Origin of the sequence: Pseudomonas sp. CDFA 610, from assembly GCF_021147865.1 — a bacterium.
Lineage (GTDB): Bacteria > Pseudomonadota > Gammaproteobacteria > Pseudomonadales > Pseudomonadaceae > Aquipseudomonas > Aquipseudomonas alliivorans.
Genome location: NZ_JAGTPM010000003.1, coordinates 484,052 through 509,360, shown reverse-complemented (window position 1 = coordinate 509,360; position 25,309 = coordinate 484,052). Strand labels below are relative to the sequence as shown.

Here is a 25,309-nt window from a genome sequence, read left to right as displayed (position 1 = left end):
CAGGCCTCAGTTGCCGGCCTTGCCATCCAGTGGGTCGACGATGGCCATTTCTTCTTCATCCAGACCATCGCCACCTCCGATATCGTCTTCATCCACGACAGTCAGGTCCAGGTCGGCAGGATTGTCTTCACCGCGCTCGTTGGGCGAGCGGGCACCGTCCTCATGAATCAGCGTTTCCGGCGAAAGATCATCGTCGGTCGGCTGGTGGTCGTCGGTGGATGCACCGGTCATGCCGGCTTCGCGCACGCGCTCATCCGGTATTTCATGTTGCAGCTCGTCTTCAGGCATAAGATCACCAATAAGAGCGGTCTCGTCATCTCTGAAGTTCAGCTCTTCCATGGAGCCCATGCGGTCTTCATTGTCGTCGATGGGTTCCGGTTGGATGGCATCGAATGGACGGCGTGAATCGTTCATGACGAATCCTCATTGCAGGTGGTCGTATTAGGTGGACCGGTGGCAACTTTGAAGATTCCTTTTTTATCAGTGCGGTTTATCAGTGCGGTTTGTCATCAAGGGTGATATCAGGTAGTGGCACAAGGACGTGACTTCCGGTGTCAAAGGCCAGTCCAAGGCTGAGCATCATAAACGAGGCATCAAAGCATGAACGAGCTACAAGACCTGATTGATAACAATGCACGTTGGGCCGAGGCGATCAAACAGGAGGACCCTGACTTCTTCGCCAAGCTGGCTCGCCAGCAGACCCCGGAATTTCTTTGGATCGGTTGCTCGGATGCGCGCGTTCCCGCTAACGAGATTGTCGGCATGTTGCCGGGCGATCTGTTCGTACACCGCAACGTGGCCAACGTTGTGCTGCACACGGACCTGAACTGCCTGTCGGTGATTCAGTACGCCGTGGATGTCTTGAAGGTCAAACATATTCTGGTGACCGGCCACTACGGCTGCGGCGGCGTGCGCGCCTCCATGCAGGACCGTCAGTTCGGTCTGATCGACGGCTGGCTGCGCACGATTCGTGATTTGTATTACGAGAATCGCAATGTTTTGGCGCAGCTGCCGACCGAAGAAGAGCGGGTCGACCGTATGTGCGAGCTGAACGTGATTCAGCAGGTTGCCAACGTCGCCCACACCGGTATCGTGCAGAACGCCTGGCATCGCGGCCAGAGCCTTTCGGTGCACGGTTGCATCTACGGCATCAAGGATGGTCGCTGGAAAAGTCTGGACACCACCATCAGCGGCTTCGAGCAGTTGCCGCCTCAGTACCGCCTGCGTCCGCAGGACTGATCGAGCCAGAAGATTGATCGGGCGCTGTGCTGCCTTCAAGGCACGCAGCGCCCGATTCTCACAGCACGAATCGTTGCACCATCAGGTTCAGATCCGTCGCCAGCATCGATAAAGCGTTGCTGGCGACTGTGGTCTGCTGGGCGCCGGAGGCGGTCTGCGATGACAGGTCGCGAATACTGCTCAGGTTACGATCCACTTCTCCGGCGACTTGCGCCTGCTGTTCCGCCGCGCTGGCAATCAGCAGATTGCGGCCGTTGATGGTGCCGGTCGAACTGATAATCACGTTGAGCGCTTCACCCGTCGCAGCGGCCTGCTCCAGGGTCAGGCTGGCTTGTGATGCCGTATGACGCAGCGCGCTGGCAGTCTGCTGAGTGCTTTGCTGGACTCCACTGATCAGGCCTTCGATTTCTGTCGTCGAGGCACTGGTACGTTGCGCCAGGGAGCGAACTTCATCGGCGACCACGGCAAACCCACGCCCGGCTTCACCGGCACGTGCTGCCTCGATCGCCGCGTTGAGTGCCAGCAGATTGGTCTGGTTGGCAATGGCGCGAATCACGTCCAGGATGCTGCTGATACTCTGGGTGCGCTCGGCCAGCCCTTCGGCCTGATGCGATGAATCCAGCACGTTCTCGGTCAGTTCCTTGATCGAGCGGATGGTCGCCGAGAGTTTGACTTGACCTTGCGCAGCTGCCTGAGTGGACGCTTCGGATTCGCTCACCGTGTTGCTGGCATTGCCCGCCACCTCGACGGCAGCCTGACTCATCTGGTTGACCGCCACCGCCGCCTGTTCGATTTCATTGTTTTGCAACTGCAGGTTGAGGGCACTGGCTTCGGCAATGGTGCCCATTTCCTGCACCGATTGTGACAGTTGCGTGGCCGCGGCATAGATTTGATCGATGGTACTGTGCAGGTTGTTGCGCATGCGGCCCAGCGTCGTCAGCAGTTGCGCGGTTTCGTCTTTGCCGTCTGGAATGTCATGACGGGTCAGGTCGCCGTCGGCAATGGTGCTTGCAATGTGCAGTGCGTGGCGAACCGGGCGGATAATACTGACGCTCAGACGCCATGCCAGCAGCAGGGTAAGCGCAAGGGCAATGGCGATTGCACTCAGCGCGATGACACGCGTCTGCTCGTAACTGGCGCTCGCGGCTTCGACGGCGACGGCAGCGCTCTGTTTGTTCAGTTCGCGCAGCAACTGCACCTGCATGTCCATCAGGTCGCCCTGCATGGACAGCAGGGTGTTAGCCAGGATGCGCGCTTCATCCAGCTTGTTCTGTTCGATCAGTGCCATCTGGTCCTGCAGTCCGGGCATGAACGCCTTGTAGGCATCCTGCAGAGCGATGATGGAATCATGCTCGGTGCCCGCCGGGACACGTGCCAGGTAGTCCGTGAAGCCTTTCTCGACTTCGTTCCTGAGCTGTTCGACGTTGATCTTGCTGCTGATCACCGCGCCAGGATCGTCGGCATTGGCAATCAGGCGAGTGGTTTCGCTGCGCAGCTTCACCAGGCCGATGGCGATGGCGTCGGCCATGGCGATACTTGGCAAGGCGCCGCTTTCGACGGCCTCGCCCTGACGGCGGATTTCCTGCATTTGCAGCAGACAGAAAGCGCCCAGCGACACCATCAGCAGGGCCGTGATCCCGAAGCAGAAGACCAGACGTGGCGCTATCCTGAAGCGGCGCAATACCGTTACCCCGGACTTTTGAAGCAAGAAACGAGGCAGGAGATTTTTCACTGCAGATGACCTCTTTGAACGGACCCTTTCAGAGAGCCGTTTATAAGGCACGCGTGTGATGTCTTTATGACATGTCTACGATGTTTCGCATCAATGTCGCGTCGCTGTCTGATGTTGCCGTCGCCCGTCGGCATCAGTCAGTTGGCGCGCCGATTTCCTCCATCAGTTCATCCAGGCAGCGCTTCAATCGATCGTGCCTGACGCGGGCCAGCGAGGCGCCGGCCCGCGTCTGAAAACTGTCGGCAAGGTGCAACAGCTTGGTGTGAAAGTGATCGACCGCGAAGTTCTGGTCGTCATAGGGACGCTGCGCGGACTGTGGGTCTGCCGGGTCGTAGAGAAAACGGCCCATTCGGCCTGACACATAAAATACGCGTGCGACTCCGATCATGCCCAAGGCATCGAGGCGGTCGGCGTCTTGCAGGATTTTGGCCTCCAGGGTCTGGGGAGTGACCTGGGCCGAGAAACTATGGGCTTCGATGGCATGGGCGACCGAGGCAACGCTTTCCTCATCCCAACCCATTCCTGTCAGCAGTTCGGTCGCTCTGGCAGCGGCGAGTCGCGATGCGCTGGAGCGAAAGGGCGAGTTCTTTTCGACCGCTACGCAGTCGTGCAGCAGCGTGGCAGCCAGCAGTAACCGGGCGTCTCCACCTTCATGATCGCGAATGGCGCAGACGTTTTTCCAGACTCTTAGCAAATGCGAGATGTCATGCGAGCCGTCGATTTTCTCTGCGTGAGTATGTGGAATCAGCAGGCGAGCCAAGTCCTCGAATGGGGCGAAACGGTTTGCGAACATTGGATTCTCCTGATGCGTCTGCTCTCTGAGCATTGTAGAAAATCATGCCCTGCAAGGCAGTGAGAAAAAAGGCATGTACGCGTGATCACATGTGATCCACCTGAAAGCGGAAAAGCCCTTTATAATCCATGGTTTTTACCCCGATGCGAGATCCCCTGTGAGCTTACCGTCCTGCCCGAAATGCAATTCCGAATACACCTACGAAGACGGCTCCTTGCTGATCTGCCCGGAATGCGCCCATGAATGGTCCGCTGACGGCGGCAGCAGTGAAGCGTCCGAAGACGTCAGGGTCATCAAGGACTCCACCGGAAACGTGCTTCAGGACGGCGACACCATCACGGTGATCAAGGACCTGAAAGTCAAAGGTTCATCGCTGGTGGTGAAGGTAGGCACCAAGGTCAAGAACATCCGTCTGGTGGAGGGTGACCATGACATCGACTGCAAGATTGATGGTATCGGCGCGATGAAGCTGAAATCCGAGTTCGTCAGGAAGGTTTGATTCCTCACGCTTCACGTTTTAGCCTGAACGCCTCGCCGGTCTCATGATCGGCGGGGCGTTTTCTTTTCTACAGCAGGGTCTGCTCATGCCGGAAACTCCCGCTCCCTATCTCAAGCCCGATGAGTGCGTCGTGCTGTTCGACGGCGTCTGCAAGTTGTGCAATGGCGTGGTGAAGTTTCTGATTCGCCACGATCCTGAGCGACGTTTACGGCTGGCTGCGGTGCAGTCCGAAGAAGGCCAGGCGTTGCTGAAATGGGCAGGTTTGCCGCTGGACGAGTTTCACACGATCGCGGTGATCCAGAATGGTCGCGTGTACCTGCGCTCGGATGGCTTTCTGCACATCATGCGTCTGCTGCCCGCGCCGTGGCCGCTGCTGAGTGTGTTGCGCGTGTTTCCACGTTTCCTGCGCGACTGGGCCTACAACCGAATCGCGCTCAACCGCTATCGACTGTTCGGTCGTTACGATCAGTGTATGCTGCCGTCACCCGATCATGAAAAACGCTTTCTCGGCGACGCCACGTCCAGATAAGCGCTTGTGCTTGCCGACCGGCGGTCACTTGCCCGGAATGCATGTGATGGATGTGTTGTGATCAACCGTCCCGGTCCGTAGAATTCCACGTATTCGGCTGCATCCCCCCATATCGACAATAATCCACTTCGCACACTGCGCTCGGTCCTGATCATTGAGCGGGGCGTCTTCGCGTTGTTTTTTCATTGGGGCGCATGCCTTGGTTTACAGGTGCCACGCGTGTTCGTGTGGCGATAGACCCTTCGGGTCGCAACCCACTTCGAGCGTTGTATATTTTTGATGACTACACCACCGAATGCACATGCCGGTAGCTGGCTTGGCGTACTCGCTCTGGCCCTGGCTGCCTTTATCTTCAACACCACAGAATTTGTGCCGATCGGCCTTCTGAGCAACATTGGCAAGAGCTTCGACATGACCACGGCCCAGGTCGGCCTGATGCTGACCATCTACGCTTGGGTCGTGTCGCTGATGTCGCTTCCAATGATGCTGATGACGCGCAATATAGAGCGACGCAAATTACTCATCTTCGTGTTTGCGGTGTTTGTGGCCAGCCACATCGTTTCGGCCATGGCCACCAGCTTTACTGTGCTGTTGATCAGCCGGGTCGGTATTGCGTTTGCGCATGCGGTGTTCTGGTCGGTCACCGCCTCTCTGGCGGTACGGATCGCGCCGCCCGGCAAGCAGGTGCAGGCCTTGGGCTTGCTCGCGACCGGCACGTCGATGGCGATGGTGCTCGGCATTCCATTGGGCCGCGTTCTGGGCGAAGCATTGGGCTGGCGTACTACATTCATGGGTATCGCAGGAGTCGCGGCATTGGTCGTGGTGCTGTTGACCCGCTCGCTGCCTTTGCTGCCGAGCCAGAACTCAGGTTCGCTGAGAAGCCTGCCGATGTTGTTCAAGCGTCCGAAACTGATGGCGGTCTATCTGCTGACCGTACTGGTGGTGACCGCTCACTTCACCGCCTACAGCTACATCGAGCCCTTCACCGAGACCGTGGCGCACCTCAGTGGTGAAGTCACCACGATTCTGCTGCTGGTCTTCGGTGGCGCAGGAGTCATGGGCTCGATCGTGTTCAGCCTGTTCAGCGATCGCTTTCCAAATGGCCTGCTGATCACGGCGATCGGCACCATTGCGGTGTGTCTGCTGATGCTGCTTCCGTTGTCGGGCGATGCTGTGACACTGGGAACGCTGACTGTGGTCTGGGGCATGGCGATCATGAGCTTCGGCCTGCTGCTGCAGGCCCGCGTGCTGTCGCTCGCGCCGGATGCAACAGACGTGGCCATGGCGCTGTTCTCGGGGATCTTCAATATCGGGATTGGCGGTGGGGCGCTGCTCGGCAGTGTCGTGAGCAGTCAGTTGGGCGTGTCGAGCGTGGGGATTGTCGGCGGCCTGCTGGCCTTGGGCGGGTTGGGGCTGTGCAGCTTCACCACGTATCACTTCGGCAAGTCGGCCATTGCAGCCGAGCCTCAAACCGAAGGCAGATAAAACAGATTCTGATCAGGTCGTTCGCTCGCTGACCGGCATGTGCGGTCAGCGAACGAATCAGCTCAGGCTTTGAGACGGCCCAGCCATTCCAGCGACGTTCTCCAGATACAAATCCCCAGAAAATATGCCGACATCGCCAGCCACAGTCCCATGACCACCGGACCATTGTGCGGATGGTTGATGATCAACAGTGCGCTGGACAGCAACCAGACCGCGGTGACCGCAATGTTGATCGGCATGAAGCGACGTACCCGGAACGGGTGCAGGAACTTCATGCGGGTCAGGGTCAGCAGCGCCAGCGCAATGATGGTGATAAAGGTCAGCCAAGGGCTTGGCGAAAGGATGTAAAGGCACAGCACGACAACGTTCCAGGCAGCGGGGAAGCCTTGGAAATAATTGTCCTTGCTCTTCATGTCGACGTTGCAGAAACAGAACAGCGACGAAACCAGAATCACTGACACACTCAGCAGCAGTGTGTAATCCGGGACCGGGATGTAGCGATAGAGGAACAGTGCGGGAATGAATACATAGGTCAGGTAGTCAATCACCAGGTCCAGCACCGAGCCGTCGAAGTGCGGCAGGACCGACGTGGTATTGACCTTGCGTGCCAGCGAACCGTCCACCCCATCCACGATCAGGGCGGCACCAAGCCAGAGCAGACAGGCTTTCGGTTCATTATTGAACAAGGCAATGGTCGCCAGGAACGCAAGGACCACGCCGGTGGCGGTGAAGCCATGCGCGCCCCAGGCGTTGAGTCTGGCTATGCGTTGATTGGTTATCACGGGGGCGCTCTCCAGGAAATAATGCTTGTCAGGGTTTGCCGTAAACCTGACCGGTAGCAACTATCGACCCGGCAATCGGCGATAAGGTTCAGCGGTGACTATCGCTCGTTTCCCTGTCGTTTTCCAGAAAACGGCGATCCGTATCTGGCCGCTCGTCTCTGTATCCTTCCGGTTCGACGAAGCGGGTAGGCGGCGCGCCGTTAGCGTTGAGCTGGTTGATCAGCGTTGGCTGGCCCTGATCGTTGAACAATACCTGGCCCACACCTGCTGAATTCCACAGCCGTTCACCCGCCTTGCTGTGTTCTGGCGTGCGCGGGATGACTTTCATCTGACGACGTTGGGTGAACCAGTTCAGCGGTGAACGCGGTGAGTATAACCACCGATTCAACCGATCAAAAGTATCCAGTAGGCGTCGGGGGAATTCATTTTTGATGCCGCTGCTGGTGACTTGCCAGATGCGCGGACCGCCACTGCGGTGCCGGATCAGGATTTCGTAGACGAACGAGTAGTGAACATCCCCCGACAGAATCACGTAATTGCCCGGCGTTCGGGAGTGCCGAAAGATGTTCAGGATCACCTGCGCTGCGCCGCGATGCGCCATCCAGTTTTCCGCATCCACCAGAAGCGGATAGCCGCACCAACTGAATACGCGCTGGATTGCCTCGATCAGCTTCACCCCGAAGATCGGTGCCGGAGAAACAATGATGGCTGATTTGTGATCGATCAGCTCCTGCTGCAATTCGCAGAGTGCTTCCCAGTCCATCAGGCCGGAAGGGTGGTTGAAGTTCGACTGACTGCGCCAGCGACGCGTCCGGGTGTCCAGGACCACCAGCGCCGGACTCGTGGGTAACACGTAATGCCATTGCTGGAATTTCAGCAACTGATCGATCAGCGCGTCCTGGGTCCCGCTGTTCAACTGGTTGTCACGGCTGACGGTATCATCGCTCAAGGCCCGTGCCTGCGCGACAAGTTCGTTCAGCGCATCAGGGTTGTTGCCCCAGCCCTGACAGAGCAGGTAGGCCACCAAAGCATTGCCGATGATGCGTTTCGAGAACGGATGGCCGTAGGCGGTCTCTTCCCAGTTTGCCGACAGGTTCCAGTCGTCCGTAATGTCGTGGTCATCGAACATCATCATGCAGGGTAGATGCGCCATGGCTCTGGCGACATTACCCAGCCCGGCCCTGAAGTCATCGATCACCACCTGTTCCCGTGCGTAACGCTCGGACTCTTGCGCATCGAGTTGCGGCATGTCCGGTGTGACGAGGGACCACGGGACCGGTGACCAGACCAGCAGGTACATCGCCATGACTTCCGCCAGCGTCACCAGATGGTTGTCTGCAGTGGCACTGGTGAACACCGGTTTGCTGGTGCCGCCGAAGAAGCGGTCACGCAAGGTGTCGTTACTTTTCAGTGCAGGCAGCAGGTCGGCGCGCTGGTAATAGCTGGCCGGATGGTCATACAGACTCTGGCTGTCGTCGACTACGGCACCTTCCAGTCTCTCGTCGAACAGCCCGAGGCGGTCGATCAGCGAATGGACCCCACGCAGCATGGGGCCTGCGACGTCGTCGGCGTAGACCTGATCGCCGCTCATCATCAGCAAGGCCGGACGCTGCAGTGGATCAAGTGTGTCAGCCAGCAACTGATCGACACATAACAGCCCATCGACAGAGCCATGATGCGGCTTGCGGCACGAGCCGTGGAGTATGTGGTCGATCTTGCTGCGCACCACGAAGTTGGGGTGGCTGGCGCCGCTGTACAGCAGATGGGGCGCCCAGTCGGCAATACCGGTCTGCTCGTCGTTTATACACAGGTCATAGTCGATCAGCCGGTCTTTCGGCAATTCGCTGCCCAGACGCACGTCGATCAGATGGATGAACGCACGTTTGCCTATCGCGATGACCTGGCATTGCCGGTCATCAAGCGGATAGTCCGTAAACGCCGAATCCGCCAGCCCATCAACCCGCAGACGCAATGTCAGCGGCAAGGGACGCGAGCCCACCAGCCATAACACCAGACGATCGGCTTCCTGTCGACGCAGCAGCGGACCGGCAAGAACGGCGGGTAACGAATCATGCTGTGAGGTGAGCGAGGGGGGCATCCTGGGGTCGGGCTCTGGCTGAACAGTGGCTGGAAATAGTAACGCAGCGCAGGTGGAAAGTTCCTGTTACACAAAACCGCATTGCTGTCAGCATGTTTCAAAGATCCGCACGTGCAGGGTATTTGGTCAGAAAAATCTGACGTTTCTAAGAAAACTGTCGCTCACACTCTCCAGTGGTCTCGCACATTGCCGATAGAGCCTGTTGCAAGGAGGTTCACGTCGACGCATGCACGCGTCTGTAATGGAGCTTCCCCCAGCTTTCTCGACCAAGGATCCTGTCATGAACTGGTTCTACAACGCCAAACTGTCCACCAAGCTGTTCATCTCGTTTGCACTCTGTGCGCTCATCACGCTCGTGGTAGGCATCATCGGCAGCCAGGGTATCGGCGACCTTTCGAACAGCCTCAAACTCACGTTCTCCAATAACCTGGTCTCGGTCGCCAAGACCAGTGAGACCAAGGCCAATGCCATCGCTCAGAACCGTGATCTCTACCGTCTGCTGTCGGCAGTGGCCGCCGACGCACCTCAAAGTGCGAAAGATCAGGTTGTTGCCAACTTGCGTGAAAACCGTGTCCAGGCAGAAAAAGCGTACGCCACTTATCGCGCGACGCCGCTTGAAGATGATGAGCGTGCTGCTGGCGATCTCATGGATAAGGACTGGCCTGCGTATCAGGCTGCGATTGATCGAGCCGTCAGCGTTGCATTGGCTGGCGATGTCGGTGCGGCAAGAACGCTGGTGGACGGAGAGGTTCGTGGCATCTACGTCAAGATCATGAACGAACTGAACATCATGGTGGATTCCAACGCCCGGCAAACGGGCGAGGGCGCAGTCGCTGCCGGCAAGACCGAGTCTGCTGCCAAGCTCAACCTGTATATCGGTATCGGCGTGGCGTTCGTGGCTGCGTTCCTGCTCGGTCTGTTTATCAGCCGCGTCATCAGCCGACCGATTGCGTCCGCTCTGGTCAATGCCCAGCGCATTGCAAGCGGCGACCTGACACAGCCAATTGTCAGCCTGCATCGTGACGAGGCCGGACTGATGCTGTCTGCGCTCGGTGAGATGCAAAACAGCCTCAAGAACACCATCGGGCAAATTTCCAGCGCTGCCGACCAGCTCGCCTCTGCCGCCGAGGAATTGAACGCAGTAACAGAAGAAAGCAGCCGCGGCCTGACGCGTCAGAATGACGAGATTCAACTGGCGGCTACCGCAGTCACGGAAATGACGGCAGCGGTCGAGGAAGTGGCGCGCAATGCCATCTCCACTTCCGATGCATCCAGGCTGACCAGCACCGAGGCGGCGACCGGTCGCGATCAGGCTCGCGAAGCCGTGAACGCGATCAACACGGTCAGCACCGAAATCAGCAGCTCCACTGTAATGGTCGAAGAGCTCGCTGGACGCGTTCGCGAAATCGGTCAGGTGCTGGACGTGATTCGCGGTATTGCCGAACAGACCAACCTGCTGGCGCTCAACGCCGCCATTGAAGCGGCCCGTGCGGGTGAGCAGGGCCGTGGTTTTGCCGTGGTAGCCGATGAAGTACGTGCTCTTGCGGCCCGTACACAGGCATCCACCGGCGAGATCGAGGCGATGATCGGCAGCGTACAGAGCAGCGCTGATCAGGCGGTTCGTGCGATGGGCAACAGTCGTACGCTGGCCAGCAACACTCAGTCACTGGCCCAGGCCACAGGCCAATCGCTGGAACGCATCGCCCAGAGCATCGCTGAAATCAACGACCGCAACATGTTGATTGCCACGGCGTCGGAAGAACAATCCCACGTTGCGCGTGAAGTGGACCGTAACCTGATCAACATTCAGGACCTGTCCACCCAGACCGCTGCAGGTGCCAATCAGACCAGCGCGTCGAGCCAGGAACTGTCGCGTCTGGCGATTTCGTTCAATAATCTGGTAGGCAAGTTCAAGGTCTGATTCTTGATAAGGGGCCAGCGTTGCACGACGCTGAGCCCCTCTTTCAATCGGCTTGCATGTTAAGGCGCTTTTGAAAGAAGAAGCGCTTGTGGCCGGGCGGGTAGTCGTCGATCTGCGCAAACTCGCTGAAACCGTGATTGCGATAAAAGTCCGGGGCCTGGAAGTCGAAAGTATCCAGCCACATCCCGACGCAGCCTTTCTCGATGGCCAAGTCTTCGGCCATCTGCATCAGGCGCGAGCCTGTTCCCTGGCCCCGGGTCTGTTCGGGCACGACCAGCAGTTCGATGAAGAGCCAGCGATAAAAGACACGGGCGTGCAAACCGCCAATGATGTCTCCTGTTTCCTCATCCCTCACCAGCAGCGCTACCTTCTCGGATTGCCCGTCACCGGCCTGTTCGGCGTTATAGCGCCTCAAGGGCTCGAGAATGGCCAGGCGATCTTCTTCCGTAGGATCGTTTTTGACTTCGATGTGCACGCTCATACGCTGACTCCCGGCCGTTGATTGCAAATCGGCAGAGTAGAGCGCCGGTTGACCGGGGTAAAGCTCAGGACAAGTTCATGCCTACGATTGAGTATCAGGCTGAGCGGATACAGTTACGACCGGCATGTTTGGCCGCGTACAGCGCAACATCGGCGGCATTGATCAGTTGGTCGGCCGTGGCCATGGGGGCTATGGCCGCGGCGACACCCAGGCTGATGGTGACCAGCGCGCCTTCGCCCTGAGCCGGATGCGGCAACTTGAGCGTAGCCAGTGCAGCTTTCATGATCTCGGCAAGTGCCTTGGCCTGGCTGGCATCGGTGTTGACCATCAGGATCAGAATCTCTTCGCCGCCATAACGAAACGCCACGGCGCCATGTTGCTGGGCATTCTGCTGAATCACTTGGCTCATCAGCTTCAGGCAACTGTCACCCTGAGGATGGCCATAGTTATCGTTGTAGGATTTGAAGTGATCGATATCCAGCAGAATGAACGCTACGTTCGTTGGCGTCTCTCTGGAGCGCTCCCAGATTGAGCTCACCAGTTCGTCCAGGTACCTTCGATTGAACAGCCGGGTCAGCGCATCGGTGCGCGCAACTTCCATTAACTGAACATGCAGCAGCCGTCCGCGCAGGGCAAACAGGTAGCTCAGACGGACGCCTCGCTCCAGAAAGTAGGAGGCCATCAGCAGCAACGCAACGGTACACACGAATAGCAAGGCATTGGCCTGCCAGGTCAGGAAATCCGCAAAACCTGCCAGATAGGTTGTGACCAGTTGAATGGCCAGCATGCTCAGCGTCGCCACGGTGGCATAGCGAAACGGCAGTTGCTGGATCATGGTGCAATAGACCATGACCAGCAGCATCCCCAGTTGGTAGTGGAGCTGGTGCGGACTCTCGCTGTAGGTCATGACCACCATCGGCATCAGCGAGGACAACACAGTGCCGACTGCCGCGGTTGTTTCCAGCGCCCGGCGAGACGTCATGCGCTGAATCAATAAAAGCAAAGCGATGAACATCGGGGTAATGACACACAGCCGACCGATCGCGACGTAGAAAAACATGTCACGCAACATCAGCCAGTCGCTGAGCAGGTACAGGTTGTAGATCAGTCCGCCGCCAATGCCGACTGCCGTAATGAATCGACGTCGCTGTTGCTGGGTGTCCGCTTCGTAACGTCGTTCGAGTTCACGGCTGAACCGCAGTGTGCGAACTCCCGAGGCAATGGTCCGCTCAACCTCGACAAGCGTCTGCGAGTCTTCCTGGGTTGGGCGATCAAGGGCGGGAGTGAGCATGCGGCACCGGGTTCATCACATCGAATCCATTAGGACAGTGCTCGAGATGTCTTAGTGCCACCATTGGTGGCGTGGGGTGCAGATAAATAAAAATAAATGTGCATTCCCGTGATTCACCAGGCTGACGTCATGCTCAACGTCAGCTCAGGCTAATGCGTTATGTCACAGCATAAACCATCAGGCGCCGCCGACTTTGAAAATGGCAACCTTTTGTGCAAGTCGATCTGCCAACTGTTCCAGCTCCCTGCTGGCGGACGCGACCTGCAGCGATCCACTGGCGGACTTGACGGTTGAATCGTGAATGCGGCTGACGTTGACAGCGACGTCTTCGGCCACGGCGCTCTGCTGGACAGCGGCGCTGGCGATCTGGGCGTTCATGTGATTGATTGCGCCCACTTCCTGACTGATTCTGGTCAGTACGCTCTGGGCATTGCGGGTCTGAGAGACCGTCTGGGTCACGCGTTCACAACAGTCACGCATGGTTTGTGCGGCGGCTTGAGTTCCGCCCTGCAGGCGCCCGATCATCTCGCGGATTTCCTGAGTCGATTGCTGAGTGCGAGTCGCCAGGGAGCGCACTTCATCGGCCACGACTGCAAAGCCTCTTCCATGCTCTCCGGCGCGGGCGGCCTCAATGGCTGCGTTCAAGGCCAGCAGGTTGGTTTGCGAAGCGATGGAGTTGATCACCTCGATGACCGTCTCGATCTGCTCGCTGTCTTTTGAAACCTGCTCGACCGTCTGGGTGGTTTGACCCAGCGTCACCGCCAGCTCTTCGATTGCCTGCGTGGTGCCCGCAACCAGGCGATTACCGCTCTCGACCTCATTGTCGGCTTCACGGGTCGCGTTTGCCGCTCTGGAGGCATAGTCAGACACCTCGGTGACCGACGCCGCCATTTGTTTGATCGCCGTCGCAACCTGCTCGGCCTCACGGGTCTGAAGGCTGATGTGGTCGTTATTACGCGTGGACGTCGCCGAGAGCTGGCTGGAGGAATGATTCACTTCCTGTGCCGCCTTGCGAACCTGAGTGATGGTGTCAGCCAGTCGATCAAGCGCGGTTTTCAGGACTCCCATGACACTGTCAGGGTAATCAGTGACGATGGTCTGCTGCAGGTCGCCCGCAGCCAGCCTCCGGATCGCTTCGGCGACCTCGACAGGTTCTGCGCCCAGAGTGGATTTCACGAAACGAATGATGACGGTCGCCATGATGATGCTCAGCAACAAGGCCGCACCGGTTGCCAGCAACATCAGACCGGAAAACCGGCTGGCGGTGGTCTGCACTTCATTGAGCTGAACCTTGATCGAGGCTTCTTCGTAATCGATCAGCGCGTTGATGCGCTTCAACCATTCGCTGTAGTCACCAGAGGCACGACTCAGCAACAACGCCTGAGCGCCCGCAACGTCGCCAGCCCGGCGCAAGTCGACAACCGCTTTGCTGGACGTAAGGGTCTTCACTTCGATTTCCTTGATGGCGCGCAGCAACTCCTTCTCTTCACGCGTCACCCCGGCATGGCCAATCAATTGATCCATGGGCTGTGCGGAGTCGGTATAGGCCTGCTCCAGGCTCGCCACCTCGGCCAGGTGAAACGCAAGATCCCGGTCGTTGTTCACCAGCACCGCATCGCGTACGGCAATGGCACGGTTATGGACACTGCCCCGAAAATTGATGGCGTAACGCTGAATCTTTGCCGCGTTGTCACCGACGTCTTGCAGCGTGGAATCGATGACGCCTACACGCTGCATGCCGACGGCGGTGATCAAAACGAGTAGCGACACGATAGCGGCGAAGCCGAGACCGATACGGGTAGCGAGGCGGACGGATGTTTTCATGGTCTGGACTCGAATTTTCGGGAGGTTCAAGTGGTGATGGCGATAAGTCATCACTTGAGGGTCGAGACCATACGCCAGGGGCGAGAGGAGGACTAATTAATAATATGTAACGCGATATTTGGCTTTGGCTATTGATTGCTTTGTTTCGATAGTTTTTTTTGTGGCTGGTGGTATTCAGAGACGGTCAAAAACAAGAAAGCCCGCACGAGGCGGGCTTCTTGTTGAACTTGGTGGCTACACAGGGACTTGAACCCCGGACCCCAGCATTATGAATGCTATGCTCTAACCAACTGAGCTATGTAGCCAAGTGGCGCGCATTATTCGCGCAGAACGGATATGTGTCAAGCATCTGTGTGAAAAATAATTGCGTACGATCAACCGGTTAGGTCTCGCGTCTGAGATCCTGCCTCCTCAAGGTGCGTCGGTCAGTGCTCCTTGACCCGATAACGTGCCGTGTCCCTCGTCCCCCTCCGTTACCTCCAGTGACGCTTGCGAATCAATGTTTCCGGCGCTTTTTCAGGTTTATGCCTGGCCTGCCGATGCAGTGGGCAATCAGATATTCATTATCGTGATGCTAAATGATGGCTGGCGGCCGGGTCCGCAGAGGGTCGATAAGAAAAGGCATGCGTTTTCTTATCGACTATCTGGCATTGCGATTCGCGGTCTGGAACTTGCTTGGGATTTCTCAAAACGACGTCCAAGTCGCGTTTTGTAAAAAACAGACCGGTGACCACGCTTTTTGACACGAAGAGAAGCGACGCGTATCGCCATAAAATCAATAACATGGCATTTTGCTTTCAGTACTTTGAAAAGAAGAACCGCGCCGGAATGTTCCAGGCGGCGGGAGTTCACGGGGAGTCGCTGGACATGAACAGTATTCTGTCGCCGGGTATGCGCCTGATGGGGCATTTCGGTTTTGCTCGTAAATTTCAGCTCTTGTTTTTGCTGTTCATGTTGCCGCTGGTGGGCAGTGGTTGGGTCATCGCGACTGATTACCGAAACAAGCTCGCAGTAATTTCGGGGGAGCAGTCAGGCGTCCGGCAACTGCTGGCGCTTGACGACCTGAACGTCGAACTGGCGGCACAGCGCGACCATGCTGCGCGCTGGAAAGCGGCCGACATCCTCAAGGAGCCGACCCCGGAAGCGAAAGCAGCGATGGCCAATGTCGATGCAGGCAATCCTCGCATCGCCAAGGCGCTGGAAAACCTCAATGCGGCCCTGATCAAGGAAAGCGCGCCTGCCGACACGATGGACCGATACAAAACACTTCAGGCCTCAGTAGCCGGCATGGACACCGCGTCCTTGCGGACCGTTGGCTGGTGGCCGGATGGTTATGATCGCTTCACCACTGCTTTGAGCAACGTTCAGGCGCTGCGCGAGCAGATCGCCATGGACAGCGGTTTGATTCTCGACCCGTGGCTCGAGACCTACATGCTGATGCAACTCTCTACGCAGCAGGTGCCCGACCTCATCGAGCGTATCGGTCGCATGTCCAGCATCGGCCAGACCTCGGTTGCGTCAGGCCAGTTCAGTCTGCAAAGCCGGCTGCAAATGCGCGACCTGCGTAGCCGTATCGATGACGCCAGGGATCAGATGCACAAGGCAGGCGGCTTGCTGATGTCCAAGCTGCCGCCACAGATGCAGCCTTGGGCCGATAAATACGCAGCGGTCACGCAGATGCTCAACGCCGAGCTGAAAGTGCTCGACGAGGGAGTATTCGGCAGCAGCATCAAGCTCAAGCCGCAGGAGTTCGAGCGCAGCATCGATACATTGACTAAGGGCGTAGCGGACTTCAGGACCCAGTCGCTGAACGCACTGTACGATCGGCTGGATTACTACCACGACTCCTCCAACATGGAGTTCATCCCGATGGCAGTGGTGTTCGGCGTACTGATGCTGCTGGCCATGTACCTGTTCGCCTGTCTGCAGACCTCGATCCGAAGCAGTGCCAGCGGTATAACCACACTGGCCGAGTCGCTGCGGGACGGCAATCTCTGCGTGGAGGTTCCGGTTCAGGGGCGCGACGAGCTTGCCGCCATCAGCCGCGCGCTGAACGTTGCAGTTGTTCAGCTACGAACCAGCCTGCTGGGTGTCAATCAGGAAACCGTGCGCGTCGGTGACGCGGTGCTGACGCTTAATGCCCAATCCAGCGGAACGTTGACCGAGGTTGAAGACCAGCAACAGCAGATCAGTCAGATCGCTGCCGCCGCGACCGAACTGGCCGCGACCTCCCAGGGCGTGGCGAGAAGTTGCGAACAGGCATCGGCCAGTGCGCGACATACTCGCCAGATTGCCGAGCAGAGCAGCCAGGACAGTCAACGCACCACTGACAGTATCCAACAGCTCAACAAGCGCCTGACCGACACCGCCGCTGCGCTGGGGCGCGTCAGCGAGCAGGGTCAGCAGATTCAATCAGTCGTCGACGCCATTCGCGGCATCGCCGAACAAACCAACCTGCTGGCGCTCAATGCGGCTATCGAGGCTGCGCGTGCGGGAGAGCAGGGCCGTGGTTTCGCCGTGGTCGCCGATGAAGTACGCAGTCTCTCGCAACGCACCCAAGCGTCGACTGCGCAGATTGCCGGCACCGTAGACAGCCTGCGCGCCACCGTGACCCAGGCCGTCGACCTGATGGAAGCCGCATGCGGCCAGGCCGTCAACGATGCCCGCTCCGTGACGGGGCTCGGCGAACGGCTCGGCGAGATCGCCATGGCGGTGCAGGGCGTGACTGACACGCTGGTGCAGATATCCACCGCTGTTGAAGAGCAGGCGTCTACGGCAGACGAGGTCAGCAGCAATATCCAGCAGGTCGACCAGGCTGCGGGTCGCTTGCTTGAGGGCGCTCGAGCGGTGAACCGGGCGGCGGATACGCTGAGCCAGGGGAGCCAGGCGCTGAGTGGGAATACGGCGCGGTTTCGGTTGGGGTGAGCGGTATTTGCATGCTTCATTCAAAGGCGGCCCTTTTTTGGGCCGTTTTCCCCTGTTTTGCTGCTTTGAATCATTAAAGTTGGATAGGCGGGCGTGCATCCGTTCATTTGGTGACTGACGGAAGTCGAGACAACGCGTAAAATGCGGCCCTTTTGCAGGCGACGGTTTCTTGAGAACGCAGCTCACCCAACAGCATGGGGCGCATGACACTAGCCTTCCGCGCGTCGCTATCCTTATGTGCACCTACAACGGTGCGGCCTACCTGAGTGAGCAGCTCGACTCTTTCAGTGCGCAAACCTTTCCCAATTGGGTTTTGTACGTATCTGACGATGCATCCACGGACGACACCAACCGAATTCTGGCTGAGTATCAGGCGCGTTGGGGCAAGGATCGTATGGTCATTTTCAACGGCCCTTGCAACGGCTTTGCCGAGAACTTCATTTCCCTTGTCCAGCGGACCGAGATAGAAGCCGACTACTTCGCCTTCAGTGATCAGGACGATGTCTGGTTCAGAGACAAGCTGGAGAGAAGTGTCGCTCGCCTGGATCCTCTTGGTGAAAGCGCGCCAGCCCTTTATTGCTCCAGAACCAGGCTGGTGGACGCTAAACTCAATGTAATCGGAATTTCCCCGCTGTTCCGCAAACCCCCCTCGTTCAGAAATGCACTGGTTCAAAGTCTGGCCGGTGCGAACACGATGCTTATCAATCAGTCCGCACGCGATTTACTGATGAGGCTACCCCACAAGCCGTCTTTGATTGTCCATGACTGGCTGACTTACCTGTTGGTAACCGGGTGCGGTGGCTACGTGTTTTACGATTCCGATCCAACCCTTTATTACCGTCAGCACGGCGGTAATCTGATCGGCGCCAATGCAAGCACTCGTGACAGACTGCTCCGCTTGCGCAAAATGCTGACCGGCCGTTTCATCGTATGGAACGATGCGAATGTTTCGATTCTCAGAGGTATGGAGCAGTCACTCACTGACGAGTGCCGGATGTTGCTTGACCATTTTGACAATGGTCGCAGGTCAGGGTTTTTCCAGCGCGTGTCAACGTTCAAAAAGGCCGGTTTTTACCGGCAGACGTTGCGAGGAAACATGAGCCTTGTTTTGGCTGTTTGCCTGAGGAAGGTTTAACAGCCGTTTCTATAAAAGGCTGGCTCAGCGTCTGCCTGGGCTCTGTGCATCGTTGAAGCTTACCTTGCACAGGGATGCTGCCATACAGGCGATGATAAACAGCCGTTTATCCCTGGGTCGCCTGCGGCAGTGCCTGGCTTGGAAAGCCAGCCTTAGAAATGCGGTTTTCCCCTTAAGCGTTAGCCCCGAAGTGCCTCCCGTCAGATCGTTTATAAGCACTACTTGCTCGGGCCACCATCCGCCCAGGATCTTTTTCAAACGGGTTGTGAAAGCCGCTATTCCGGTATTGGCGCCAACCTGATTATCGGCGTGCTGGCGATAGTCCATGCTTGGCACGGGATCTATAAACCATCTGAAGTCATGATTGCGAGCATAGGCATAGCAATACCAGTCGTGCAGGGCGATGCGCTGACAGGCTGCCCAGTTTGCTATCAATGACGCTTTGAATGCGTCTGCCAAGCGACGATTCATCACGTATGTGCAGCCTGGCCCTGCAGCTTCGAACGCATGGTCCCAGCGAACCTGGGGCTGAGCCTTGTCGACGAGCATTCGCCTGCCGTTTGGCCAGAAGGCAATCACATTGCTGGAATAAGCATCATAGTTGCCCGAAACCATGACAGACGTTGCTCTGTGCAGCTTGTCCGAATACCAGATGTCGTCCTGATCGGAAAATGCCACGTAATCAAAAGCCGACAAATCGACATCCTTGATCAATCGGAAAAAATTGCGGGATGCCCCGCCAAATTGGCCGGCGGCCGGGAGCAGGGTGACATTTGCGTTGCGCTCTGCATACCCCGAGCAAAGAGAGTCAGTACCATCCGTGGATGGATCAACACTGATGAATACGCTGACGCAGAGGTTGGTCTGCTTGAGGATGGAATCAAGTTGTTCCGCTATCCAATCCATTCCGTTATAAGCGGCCAACAGTACGGCTACCTTGGGATGATTGACGCTCATACTGTTGACAGCCTTACGGTACGGAGTAGTAGAAACTGCCGGGCTTAAAAGGAGCCCAGCTCAAGCAGCTTTTGCAGATACTGTCCGTAACCGGTTTTCTTGAGTTTGCGTGCCTGCTCGCCCAGTTGCTCCGAAGTGATCCAGCCATTGGTGTACGCGATCTCTTCGAGGCAGGCCACTTTCCAGCCTTGACGCTGTTCGATGGTGTGCACGAAGTGGCTCGCTTCCAGCAGCGATTCGTGGGTGCCGGTATCCAGCCAGGCGAAGCCACGGCCCAGGATTTCCACGGTCAGGCTTTTCTGTTCGAGGTAAGCACGGTTCACGTCAGTGATTTCCAGCTCGCCGCGTTCGGAAGGCTTGATGTTCTTGGCGATCTCGACGACTTGGTTATCGTAGAAATACAGGCCGGTCACCGCGTAGCTCGATTTCGGTGCCGACGGTTTTTCTTCGATGCTCAAGGCGCGGCCGGTCTCGTCGAACTCGACAACACCAAAGCGCTCGGGATCGGAAACGTGATAGCCAAATACGGTTGCGCCGCTGGTCTGCTGGCTCGCGGAGCGCAGGTTTTCCGAGAAGTGCTGGCCGTAGAAAATGTTGTCACCCAGGATCAGGCAGCAAGGGTCCTTGCCGATGAACTCTTCACCAATGATGAATGCTTGCGCCAGACCATCCGGCGTTGGCTGTTCTGCATAAGTGAGCTGAATGCCATATTGACTGCCGTCGCCCAGAAGCTTGCGGAAGGAAGGCAGGTCTTCCGGCGTCGAGATGATCAGGATTTCACGCATGCCGGCCAGCATCAGCACCGACAGCGGATAGAAAATCATCGGCTTGTCGTAGATCGGAAGCATTTGTTTGGACACACCGAGTGTCAGGGGATGCAAACGAGTCCCTGAGCCGCCGGCCAGGATGATGCCTTTACGATTAGTCGTGGTCATTTATTCAGGGATTCCATAAGCATGCGGGTAACGCCGCTTTGCCAGTCTGGCAAGTGCAGAGCAAAATTGTGGCGTAATTTTTCGGTGTTCAGACGGGAGTTCAGCGGACGACGTGCAGGCGTTGGGTATTCGATCGTACCGATAGGGTTGATCTCTTGAACCGCAAGTTGTTCGCCGTTTGCACGCGCAAAGTCCACGACATATTGCGCATACGCATGCCATGAGACTTCACCCGCTGGTGCCAGATGATAGACGCCGCAAAGCTCCGGCTTCGCCAGTGCCTGCACCGCCGCCGCTGTAGCGATGTCGGCCAGCAGATCCGCACCGGTAGGAGCGCCAATCTGATCGGCAATCACGTTCAGGGACTGACGATCTTTCGCGAGTCGCAACATTGTTTTTGCGAAGTTGTTGCCGCGTGCGGCATAAACCCAGCTGGTGCGGAATATCAGGTACTTGCAACCAGAGGCTTCGATGAGTTGTTCACCCTCCAACTTGGTTGCGCCGTAATAATTTACCGGCGAGACGGCATCGGTTTCTTTCCAGGCGCAATCGCCGCTGCCATCGAAGACGTAATCGGTCGAGTAATGAACCAACAGTGCGTCCAGTTGACGAGCTTCTTCTGCCATGACCTGGCTGGCCAGCGCGTTGACTGTGTGCGCAAGCTCTCGCTCGCTTTCGGCCTTGTCGACGGCGGTATAGGCTGCTGCGTTGACGATGACGTCAGGTTGAACAAGACGAATCGTAGCCCGCAGGCCGTCCAGGTTGGACAAGTCCCCCGTCAGGTCGCCATAGGCAGACGCAACCGTTTGGCGATCAAGTGCTACCACTTCACCCAGCACCGTGAGTGAGCGCTGAAGCTCCCATCCCACCTGTCCGTTTTTACCCAGCAGAAGAATTTTCATTATTTCTCGGCACGTGTTGAGTAGTTCTTGTCGATCCATTGCTGGTAGCTGCCACTTTTCACGTGGTCCACCCAATCCGGATTGCTGAGGTACCACTCCACTGTCTTACGGATCCCGGATTCGAAGCTTTCTTCCGGTGTCCAGCCCAGCTCGCGCTGGATCTTGCTGGCGTCGATAGCGTAGCGCAGATCGTGACCCGGGCGATCCTTGACATAAGTGATCAGGCTCTCGTGCGGAAGGAACGCCGAGTCCGGACGCATTTGGTCGAGCAGGTCGCATACCGTGCGCACGACTTCGATGTTCTGCTTTTCGTTGTGACCACCGATGTTGTACGTTTCGCCGATCTCGCCTTCGGTCACGACCTTGTAAAGTGCGCGAGCGTGATCTTCCACGTACAACCAGTCGCGAACCTGATCGCCCTTGCCATAAATCGGCAGCGGTTTGCCTTCCAGTGCATTTAAAATGATCAGTGGAATCAATTTCTCGGGGAAGTGGCAAGGGCCGTAGTTGTTCGAGCAGTTGGTGACCAGTGTCGGCAGGCCATAGGTTCTGCTCCACGCGCGCACGAGGTGGTCCGAGCTCGCCTTGCTGGCCGAGTAGGGCGAGCTTGGCTGGTAAGGAGTTGTCTCGGTGAATAGGTCTTCAGGACCTTCCAGATCGCCATACACTTCGTCAGTGGAAATGTGGTGAAAGCGGAAACTGGCTTTGCGCGCTTCGTCCAGTCGGTTCCAGTACGCACGCGCAGCTTCAAGCAGCGTATAGGTCCCGATGATATTGGTCTGGATGAAGTCGGACGGGCCACTGATCGAGCGGTCCACGTGAGATTCCGCTGCCAGATGCATGACCGCATCAGGCTGATGTTCGTGAAAGACCCGGTCCAGGTCTTCACGATTGCAGATATCCACATGGGCAAACGCGTAGCGCTCGTCCTTGTCCACTGATTGGAGGGATTCGAGGTTGCCTGCGTAGGTCAGTTTATCGACGTTGACGACAGCGTCAGACGTGTTGGAAATGATATGTCGAATGACCGCCGAGCCGATAAAACCGGCACCACCTGTTACTAGGATCTTCAAGAGAATGTCTACCTTGAGTTATGACAAGGCGCTGCCCGGTCCGTTGAAGCAAAGATTGAGTGTGCTGCTGTCTTTGATTCTCTAATAGCGTCGGATATCGGCGCGCTTTGAGCGATGAATCAGAGGCGGCATTTTACATGGAAAGATTGTCATCCCTACCACTAAATGATGTGACGCATGGATTGGCAGGACGGTTCAAAGCGTTCTGCGGGTCACGCGTGCCGATTCGACTGTAGCCAAGGCGATCTGTCAGTGATCCAGCATGGGGGAGGGAGAGCACTCCGGTAAGCTCACTTATCAATCCAGGCGGTATGAGCACTCTTATAGGAACGTCAGATTTTGATCCGGGGTGCGCCACGGCTTGCTCGCCCACGTGGCTGCTGCGAAACTCTTGTAGGCGGCTTGGAAAGCCCTCTCTATAATGCCGTCGGCGTATTGAAGAACAACACGGAGTGGAAATGCAAAATACGAAAGCCGGCTATCGGCCTGACATAGACGGTCTGCGAGCCGTGGCTGTGCTGGCTGTCATTCTGTACCACTTCAAGGTGGCTCTTCTTTCAGGTGGTTTTGTCGGGGTAGACATTTTTTTTGTTATCAGTGGCTACCTGATCACCAAGGTGATCGTTGATCGAAAGGGAACAACCCGGTTCGATTTTGCAGACTTTTACCTTCGGCGAGTCAGGAGGCTGATTCCAGCGCTGCTTGTAACCATTGCATCGTCCTATATTGCTGCCTTTGTCCTGTTCTCACCGTCCGACTTCAAGCCCATGTCGGGCTCAACGGTGTACGCGTTGACAGGCATCTCGAACATTTATTTCTGGGCTGAAAGCGGCTATTTCGACGCAGCGTCGACGTTGAAGCCTCTTCTGCATACATGGTCGCTGGGCGTAGAGATACAGTTCTATCTGGTATGGCCAGTCGTGCTTTTACTTCTGACCCGTTTCACGAAAACACCTTTTGTCGCGGTGCTTGTTCTGATCCTTATAGGAGTAGTCGCCTCTGTTCAGTACCTCAAGCATGACGCCTCGGGCGCGTTTTTCCTGACGCCTTTCAGGATGCACGAGTTTCTCTTCGGTGGGCTGGTCGTGTTTGCCGAACGCTACTCGCTCAATCGATTGATCGCCAATATGGCATACCTGCTGGGTCTTGCGCTGATCAGCTATTCGATTTTCGTATTCAAAAGCGACACTTTGTTGTTCCCAGGTCTTGCAGCGTTGGTGCCTGCTGCGGGTGCAGCCCTGATGATTCTGGGGGGGCGGAGTTCAGTGTTTTCCCGCCCGCTATCGTCCTGGCCTGCGGTAAAGATTGGTGAGATAAGTTACTCCCTCTATCTGGTTCACTGGCCTCTTTTTGTATTCGTAAGCTATGTGTTGATCGACCAGATAAGTACCCCGGTGAAGTTCGGTTTGATCGGCTCCACAGGTGTTCTGGCGCTGGCTCTCTACCACTTTGTCGAGAAGCCTTTTCGTCATCAGCGAGAGTCGCGAATGAGCGGCGCTGAATTTTCGCTGGTGACGCTGCTCGCTTCGGTCGTAGTGATCGTACCTGCCGCCAGCAGTTGGGCGCAGGACGGCTGGGGATGGAGAGTGCCAGCAGAAATAAGGGATATGGTCAAAGTCGATGAAAGAAGTGCATCCATCTATGTGTTTGAGGTCATCAAAAGCCTGAATCAACGGGAAGGGTTTGATACTGCCTCCAAAAAACAGAAAATCCTCGTCATTGGTGACTCTCAGGCGGGCGATCTGCTCAATATTCTTAATGAACAAGGCTATCTCGCCAACTACGACGTCGTTTCCCGCCTTGTCGACAGTGCGTGTGCGACTCCGGGTCTGGATAAGGCCAAGGAAGAAGACTTCTATACCCGCGTCAATCCTATCGTCATCAAGGATCCCGCCTACGTCAAACGCTGCCAGGACTCGCTTGAGAGAGCGAATAATAAGGCTTTGATTTCGGGGGCGGACAAGATATTCATCGCCATGTACTGGCGTGATTTTGCTGAGCCTTACTACCTTGAGGCCATCAACAAAATTACAGTGCAGACCAATGCTGATGTGTACGTATTCGGACGAAAGGATCTGCTGAAAGACAGCGCATTTATCGTCAGCGGTCTTGGCAGGCTCGCGGGCCTTTCGTATTACGCTTCCCGATACAGAAGCCCGGAGACAGACAGAATCAACCAGCCTCTGGCGAATCTGCAGAATGTCAGGTACGTCGACATGATGAAGGCTACGTGTCCTTCGGCTGATAGGTGCTTGGTCCTGGATGACAACAATAAACCTGCTTTCTTCAACGCGACCCATCTGTCAAAGGAGGGCGCAAAACTTTACGGGCCCAGTGTTCGCAGTCTTGTCGACGACGCCACGAAAAATGTTGTAGCCGAGAAAGTATCGGCGGCTAAGAAATAACACAGGCAGGTCGAGAGGTTCTCGAAGAGTGCTTCTCGAGCACGATCAGGTCCACAGCCTGTAGTTTTTGCAGATGTGGCCTGCGTCTTTGATCTAGCGCTCGGGTTTGCGTTTGATCGGATCGCCTGGTGGGCTCAGGCTATATGACATGTATCGCATTGCCAGACTGGTGCCGCTTTATCTTGTCAATCTTTTCGTGTTTTTGGCATTCCTAGGGTACACAGGTAGAAAGTGGGTGCCCAGCCACGATTCGTGGGTCATATTAAGGCATCTTGTCTCGTCTCGACACTTGTATCCGTACGT

At 56.8% G+C, this 25,309-nt stretch carries 19 protein-coding genes, 1 tRNA gene and 2 pseudogenes; 8 read left to right on the top strand and 14 right to left on the bottom strand.

All coding sequences use genetic code 11. The annotated features are described in order from the left end of the window. Positions 1 to 6 precede the first annotated feature (6 nt). Entirely contained in the window at positions 7 to 414 is a 408-nt protein-coding gene (locus tag KDX39_RS07820) for a serine kinase/phosphatase (protein ID WP_231659930.1), read from the bottom strand. Positions 415 to 600: 186 nt separating this feature from the next. Between KDX39_RS07820 and can the strand changes: the two genes are divergently transcribed. Further along, on the top strand, positions 601 to 1,239 hold the full coding sequence (gene can / locus KDX39_RS07815) for a carbonate dehydratase (RefSeq protein WP_231659929.1): 639 nt from the start codon (positions 601 to 603) through the stop codon (positions 1,237 to 1,239). Between the two features lie 58 nt (positions 1,240 to 1,297). Here can and KDX39_RS26545 read toward each other — a convergent pair whose 3' ends face one another. The 3 genes and pseudogenes from KDX39_RS26545 to KDX39_RS07805 all read right to left on the bottom strand — a co-directional run bounded on the left by KDX39_RS26545 (position 1,298) and on the right by KDX39_RS07805 (position 3,764). Continuing rightward, positions 1,298 to 2,086, bottom strand: a complete 789-nt coding sequence (locus KDX39_RS26545; protein WP_371321876.1) for a methyl-accepting chemotaxis protein — start codon at positions 2,084 to 2,086, stop codon at positions 1,298 to 1,300. Between the two features lie 69 nt (positions 2,087 to 2,155). Then, a pseudogene (locus KDX39_RS26540) lies at positions 2,156 to 2,971 on the bottom strand (MCP four helix bundle domain-containing protein); the annotation flags it as partial. A 133-nt stretch (positions 2,972 to 3,104) separates the two neighbouring features. Next, positions 3,105 to 3,764, bottom strand: coding sequence for an HD domain-containing protein (locus KDX39_RS07805; protein WP_231659927.1), 660 nt, complete (start codon positions 3,762 to 3,764; stop codon positions 3,105 to 3,107). Between the two features lie 157 nt (positions 3,765 to 3,921). Between KDX39_RS07805 and KDX39_RS07800 the strand changes: the two genes are divergently transcribed. The 3 genes from KDX39_RS07800 (at position 3,922) to KDX39_RS07790 (ending at position 6,277) form a co-directional block, all read left to right on the top strand. Further along, positions 3,922 to 4,263, top strand: a complete 342-nt coding sequence (locus tag KDX39_RS07800) for a zinc ribbon domain-containing protein YjdM (RefSeq protein ID WP_231659926.1) — start codon at positions 3,922 to 3,924, stop codon at positions 4,261 to 4,263. 85 nt (positions 4,264 to 4,348) lie between these two features. Next, positions 4,349 to 4,792, top strand: a complete 444-nt coding sequence (locus tag KDX39_RS07795) for a thiol-disulfide oxidoreductase DCC family protein (RefSeq protein WP_231659925.1) — start codon at positions 4,349 to 4,351, stop codon at positions 4,790 to 4,792. Positions 4,793 to 5,068: 276 nt separating this feature from the next. After that, on the top strand, positions 5,069 to 6,277 hold the full coding sequence (locus KDX39_RS07790) for a sugar transporter (protein ID WP_269439843.1): 1,209 nt from the start codon (positions 5,069 to 5,071) through the stop codon (positions 6,275 to 6,277). A 62-nt stretch (positions 6,278 to 6,339) separates the two neighbouring features. Here the strand turns inward: KDX39_RS07790 and pcsA are convergent, their stop codons facing one another. Further along, positions 6,340 to 7,059: a phosphatidylcholine synthase gene (gene pcsA, locus KDX39_RS07785; protein WP_099226992.1), complete on the bottom strand. Its 720-nt coding sequence runs from the start codon at positions 7,057 to 7,059 to the stop codon at positions 6,340 to 6,342. An 88-nt stretch (positions 7,060 to 7,147) separates the two neighbouring features. Continuing rightward, positions 7,148 to 9,157 carry an alkaline phosphatase family protein gene (locus tag KDX39_RS07780; RefSeq protein ID WP_231659923.1) on the bottom strand — a complete coding sequence of 670 codons (2,010 nt, stop codon included), beginning with the start codon at positions 9,155 to 9,157 and terminating at the stop codon, positions 7,148 to 7,150. Between the two features lie 280 nt (positions 9,158 to 9,437). Between KDX39_RS07780 and KDX39_RS07775 the strand changes: the two genes are divergently transcribed. Continuing rightward, positions 9,438 to 11,078 carry a methyl-accepting chemotaxis protein gene (locus KDX39_RS07775; protein WP_231659922.1) on the top strand — a complete coding sequence of 547 codons (1,641 nt, stop codon included), beginning with the start codon at positions 9,438 to 9,440 and terminating at the stop codon, positions 11,076 to 11,078. 43 nt (positions 11,079 to 11,121) lie between these two features. Here KDX39_RS07775 and KDX39_RS07770 read toward each other — a convergent pair whose 3' ends face one another. The 4 genes and pseudogenes from KDX39_RS07770 to KDX39_RS07755 form a co-directional block, all read right to left on the bottom strand. Then, the gene (locus KDX39_RS07770) at positions 11,122 to 11,559 is read right to left on the bottom strand and encodes a GNAT family N-acetyltransferase (RefSeq protein WP_231659921.1); all 438 of its coding nucleotides are present in this window, start codon (positions 11,557 to 11,559) and stop codon (positions 11,122 to 11,124) included. A gap of 94 nt (positions 11,560 to 11,653) precedes the next feature. After that, positions 11,654 to 12,850 (bottom strand): GGDEF domain-containing protein, encoded by a 1,197-nt coding sequence (locus tag KDX39_RS07765; protein WP_231659920.1) that lies wholly within the window; start codon positions 12,848 to 12,850, stop codon positions 11,654 to 11,656. Between the two features lie 177 nt (positions 12,851 to 13,027). After that, positions 13,028 to 13,543: pseudogene (locus tag KDX39_RS26535) on the bottom strand (methyl-accepting chemotaxis protein); the annotation flags it as partial. A gap of 1,359 nt (positions 13,544 to 14,902) precedes the next feature. Next, positions 14,903 to 14,979 (bottom strand) — tRNA-Met (locus KDX39_RS07755). A 562-nt stretch (positions 14,980 to 15,541) separates the two neighbouring features. Between KDX39_RS07755 and KDX39_RS07750 the strand changes: the two genes are divergently transcribed. Together KDX39_RS07750 and KDX39_RS07745 are read left to right on the top strand one after the other, a co-directional pair. Continuing rightward, the gene (locus tag KDX39_RS07750) at positions 15,542 to 17,599 is read left to right on the top strand and encodes a methyl-accepting chemotaxis protein (protein WP_231659918.1); all 2,058 of its coding nucleotides are present in this window, start codon (positions 15,542 to 15,544) and stop codon (positions 17,597 to 17,599) included. A gap of 169 nt (positions 17,600 to 17,768) precedes the next feature. After that, the gene (locus tag KDX39_RS07745; RefSeq protein ID WP_231659917.1) at positions 17,769 to 18,734 is read left to right on the top strand and encodes a glycosyltransferase family 2 protein; all 966 of its coding nucleotides are present in this window, start codon (positions 17,769 to 17,771) and stop codon (positions 18,732 to 18,734) included. Between the two features lie 24 nt (positions 18,735 to 18,758). On the opposite strand, the gene KDX39_RS07740 is transcribed toward KDX39_RS07745, so the two are convergent. From KDX39_RS07740 to rfbB, 4 genes are read right to left on the bottom strand one after another with little or no spacing between them, the layout of a single operon-like run. Beyond that, the gene (locus KDX39_RS07740) at positions 18,759 to 19,691 is read right to left on the bottom strand and encodes a glycosyltransferase (protein ID WP_231659916.1); all 933 of its coding nucleotides are present in this window, start codon (positions 19,689 to 19,691) and stop codon (positions 18,759 to 18,761) included. Between the two features lie 44 nt (positions 19,692 to 19,735). Next, positions 19,736 to 20,626: a glucose-1-phosphate thymidylyltransferase RfbA gene (gene rfbA / locus KDX39_RS07735; RefSeq protein ID WP_231659915.1), complete on the bottom strand. Its 891-nt coding sequence runs from the start codon at positions 20,624 to 20,626 to the stop codon at positions 19,736 to 19,738. Next, a complete protein-coding gene (gene rfbD, locus KDX39_RS07730) occupies positions 20,623 to 21,528 on the bottom strand; it encodes a dTDP-4-dehydrorhamnose reductase (protein WP_231659914.1) in 906 nt (301 codons plus the stop codon). Before rfbD ends, rfbA begins: the two co-directional genes overlap by 4 nt. Beyond that, positions 21,528 to 22,601, bottom strand: coding sequence for a dTDP-glucose 4,6-dehydratase (gene rfbB, locus KDX39_RS07725; RefSeq protein ID WP_231659913.1), 1,074 nt, complete (start codon positions 22,599 to 22,601; stop codon positions 21,528 to 21,530). The genes rfbD and rfbB overlap by 1 nt, the downstream gene beginning before the upstream one ends. A gap of 458 nt (positions 22,602 to 23,059) precedes the next feature. On the opposite strand from rfbB, the gene KDX39_RS07720 reads away from it, so the two are divergent. Beyond that, positions 23,060 to 25,006, top strand: a complete 1,947-nt coding sequence (locus KDX39_RS07720) for an acyltransferase family protein (protein ID WP_231659912.1) — start codon at positions 23,060 to 23,062, stop codon at positions 25,004 to 25,006. The last annotated feature ends 303 nt before the right edge of the window (positions 25,007 to 25,309 follow it).

Excerpts from the sequence above, each read along its gene's own strand:
- KDX39_RS07780 (WP_231659923.1), bottom strand. The coding sequence starts at position 9,157 with ATGCCCCCCTCGCTCACCTCACAGCATGATTCGTTACCCGCCGTTCTT.
- can (WP_231659929.1), top strand. The coding sequence starts at position 601 with ATGAACGAGCTACAAGACCTGATTGATAACAATGCACGTTGGGCCGAG.
- rfbD (WP_231659914.1), bottom strand. The coding sequence starts at position 21,528 with ATGAAAATTCTTCTGCTGGGTAAAAACGGACAGGTGGGATGGGAGCTT.
- KDX39_RS07820 (WP_231659930.1), bottom strand. The coding sequence starts at position 414 with ATGAACGATTCACGCCGTCCATTCGATGCCATCCAACCGGAACCCATC.
- KDX39_RS07805 (WP_231659927.1), bottom strand. The coding sequence starts at position 3,764 with ATGTTCGCAAACCGTTTCGCCCCATTCGAGGACTTGGCTCGCCTGCTG.
- rfbA (WP_231659915.1), bottom strand. The coding sequence starts at position 20,626 with ATGACCACGACTAATCGTAAAGGCATCATCCTGGCCGGCGGCTCAGGG.
- KDX39_RS07775 (WP_231659922.1), top strand. The coding sequence starts at position 9,438 with ATGAACTGGTTCTACAACGCCAAACTGTCCACCAAGCTGTTCATCTCG.
- KDX39_RS07750 (WP_231659918.1), top strand. The coding sequence starts at position 15,542 with ATGAACAGTATTCTGTCGCCGGGTATGCGCCTGATGGGGCATTTCGGT.
- KDX39_RS07770 (WP_231659921.1), bottom strand. The coding sequence starts at position 11,559 with ATGAGCGTGCACATCGAAGTCAAAAACGATCCTACGGAAGAAGATCGC.
- KDX39_RS26545 (WP_371321876.1), bottom strand. The coding sequence starts at position 2,086 with ATGGGCACCATTGCCGAAGCCAGTGCCCTCAACCTGCAGTTGCAAAAC.
- KDX39_RS07765 (WP_231659920.1), bottom strand. The coding sequence starts at position 12,850 with ATGCTCACTCCCGCCCTTGATCGCCCAACCCAGGAAGACTCGCAGACG.
- KDX39_RS07795 (WP_231659925.1), top strand. The coding sequence starts at position 4,349 with ATGCCGGAAACTCCCGCTCCCTATCTCAAGCCCGATGAGTGCGTCGTG.
- KDX39_RS07720 (WP_231659912.1), top strand. The coding sequence starts at position 23,060 with ATGCAAAATACGAAAGCCGGCTATCGGCCTGACATAGACGGTCTGCGA.
- KDX39_RS07740 (WP_231659916.1), bottom strand. The coding sequence starts at position 19,691 with ATGAGCGTCAATCATCCCAAGGTAGCCGTACTGTTGGCCGCTTATAAC.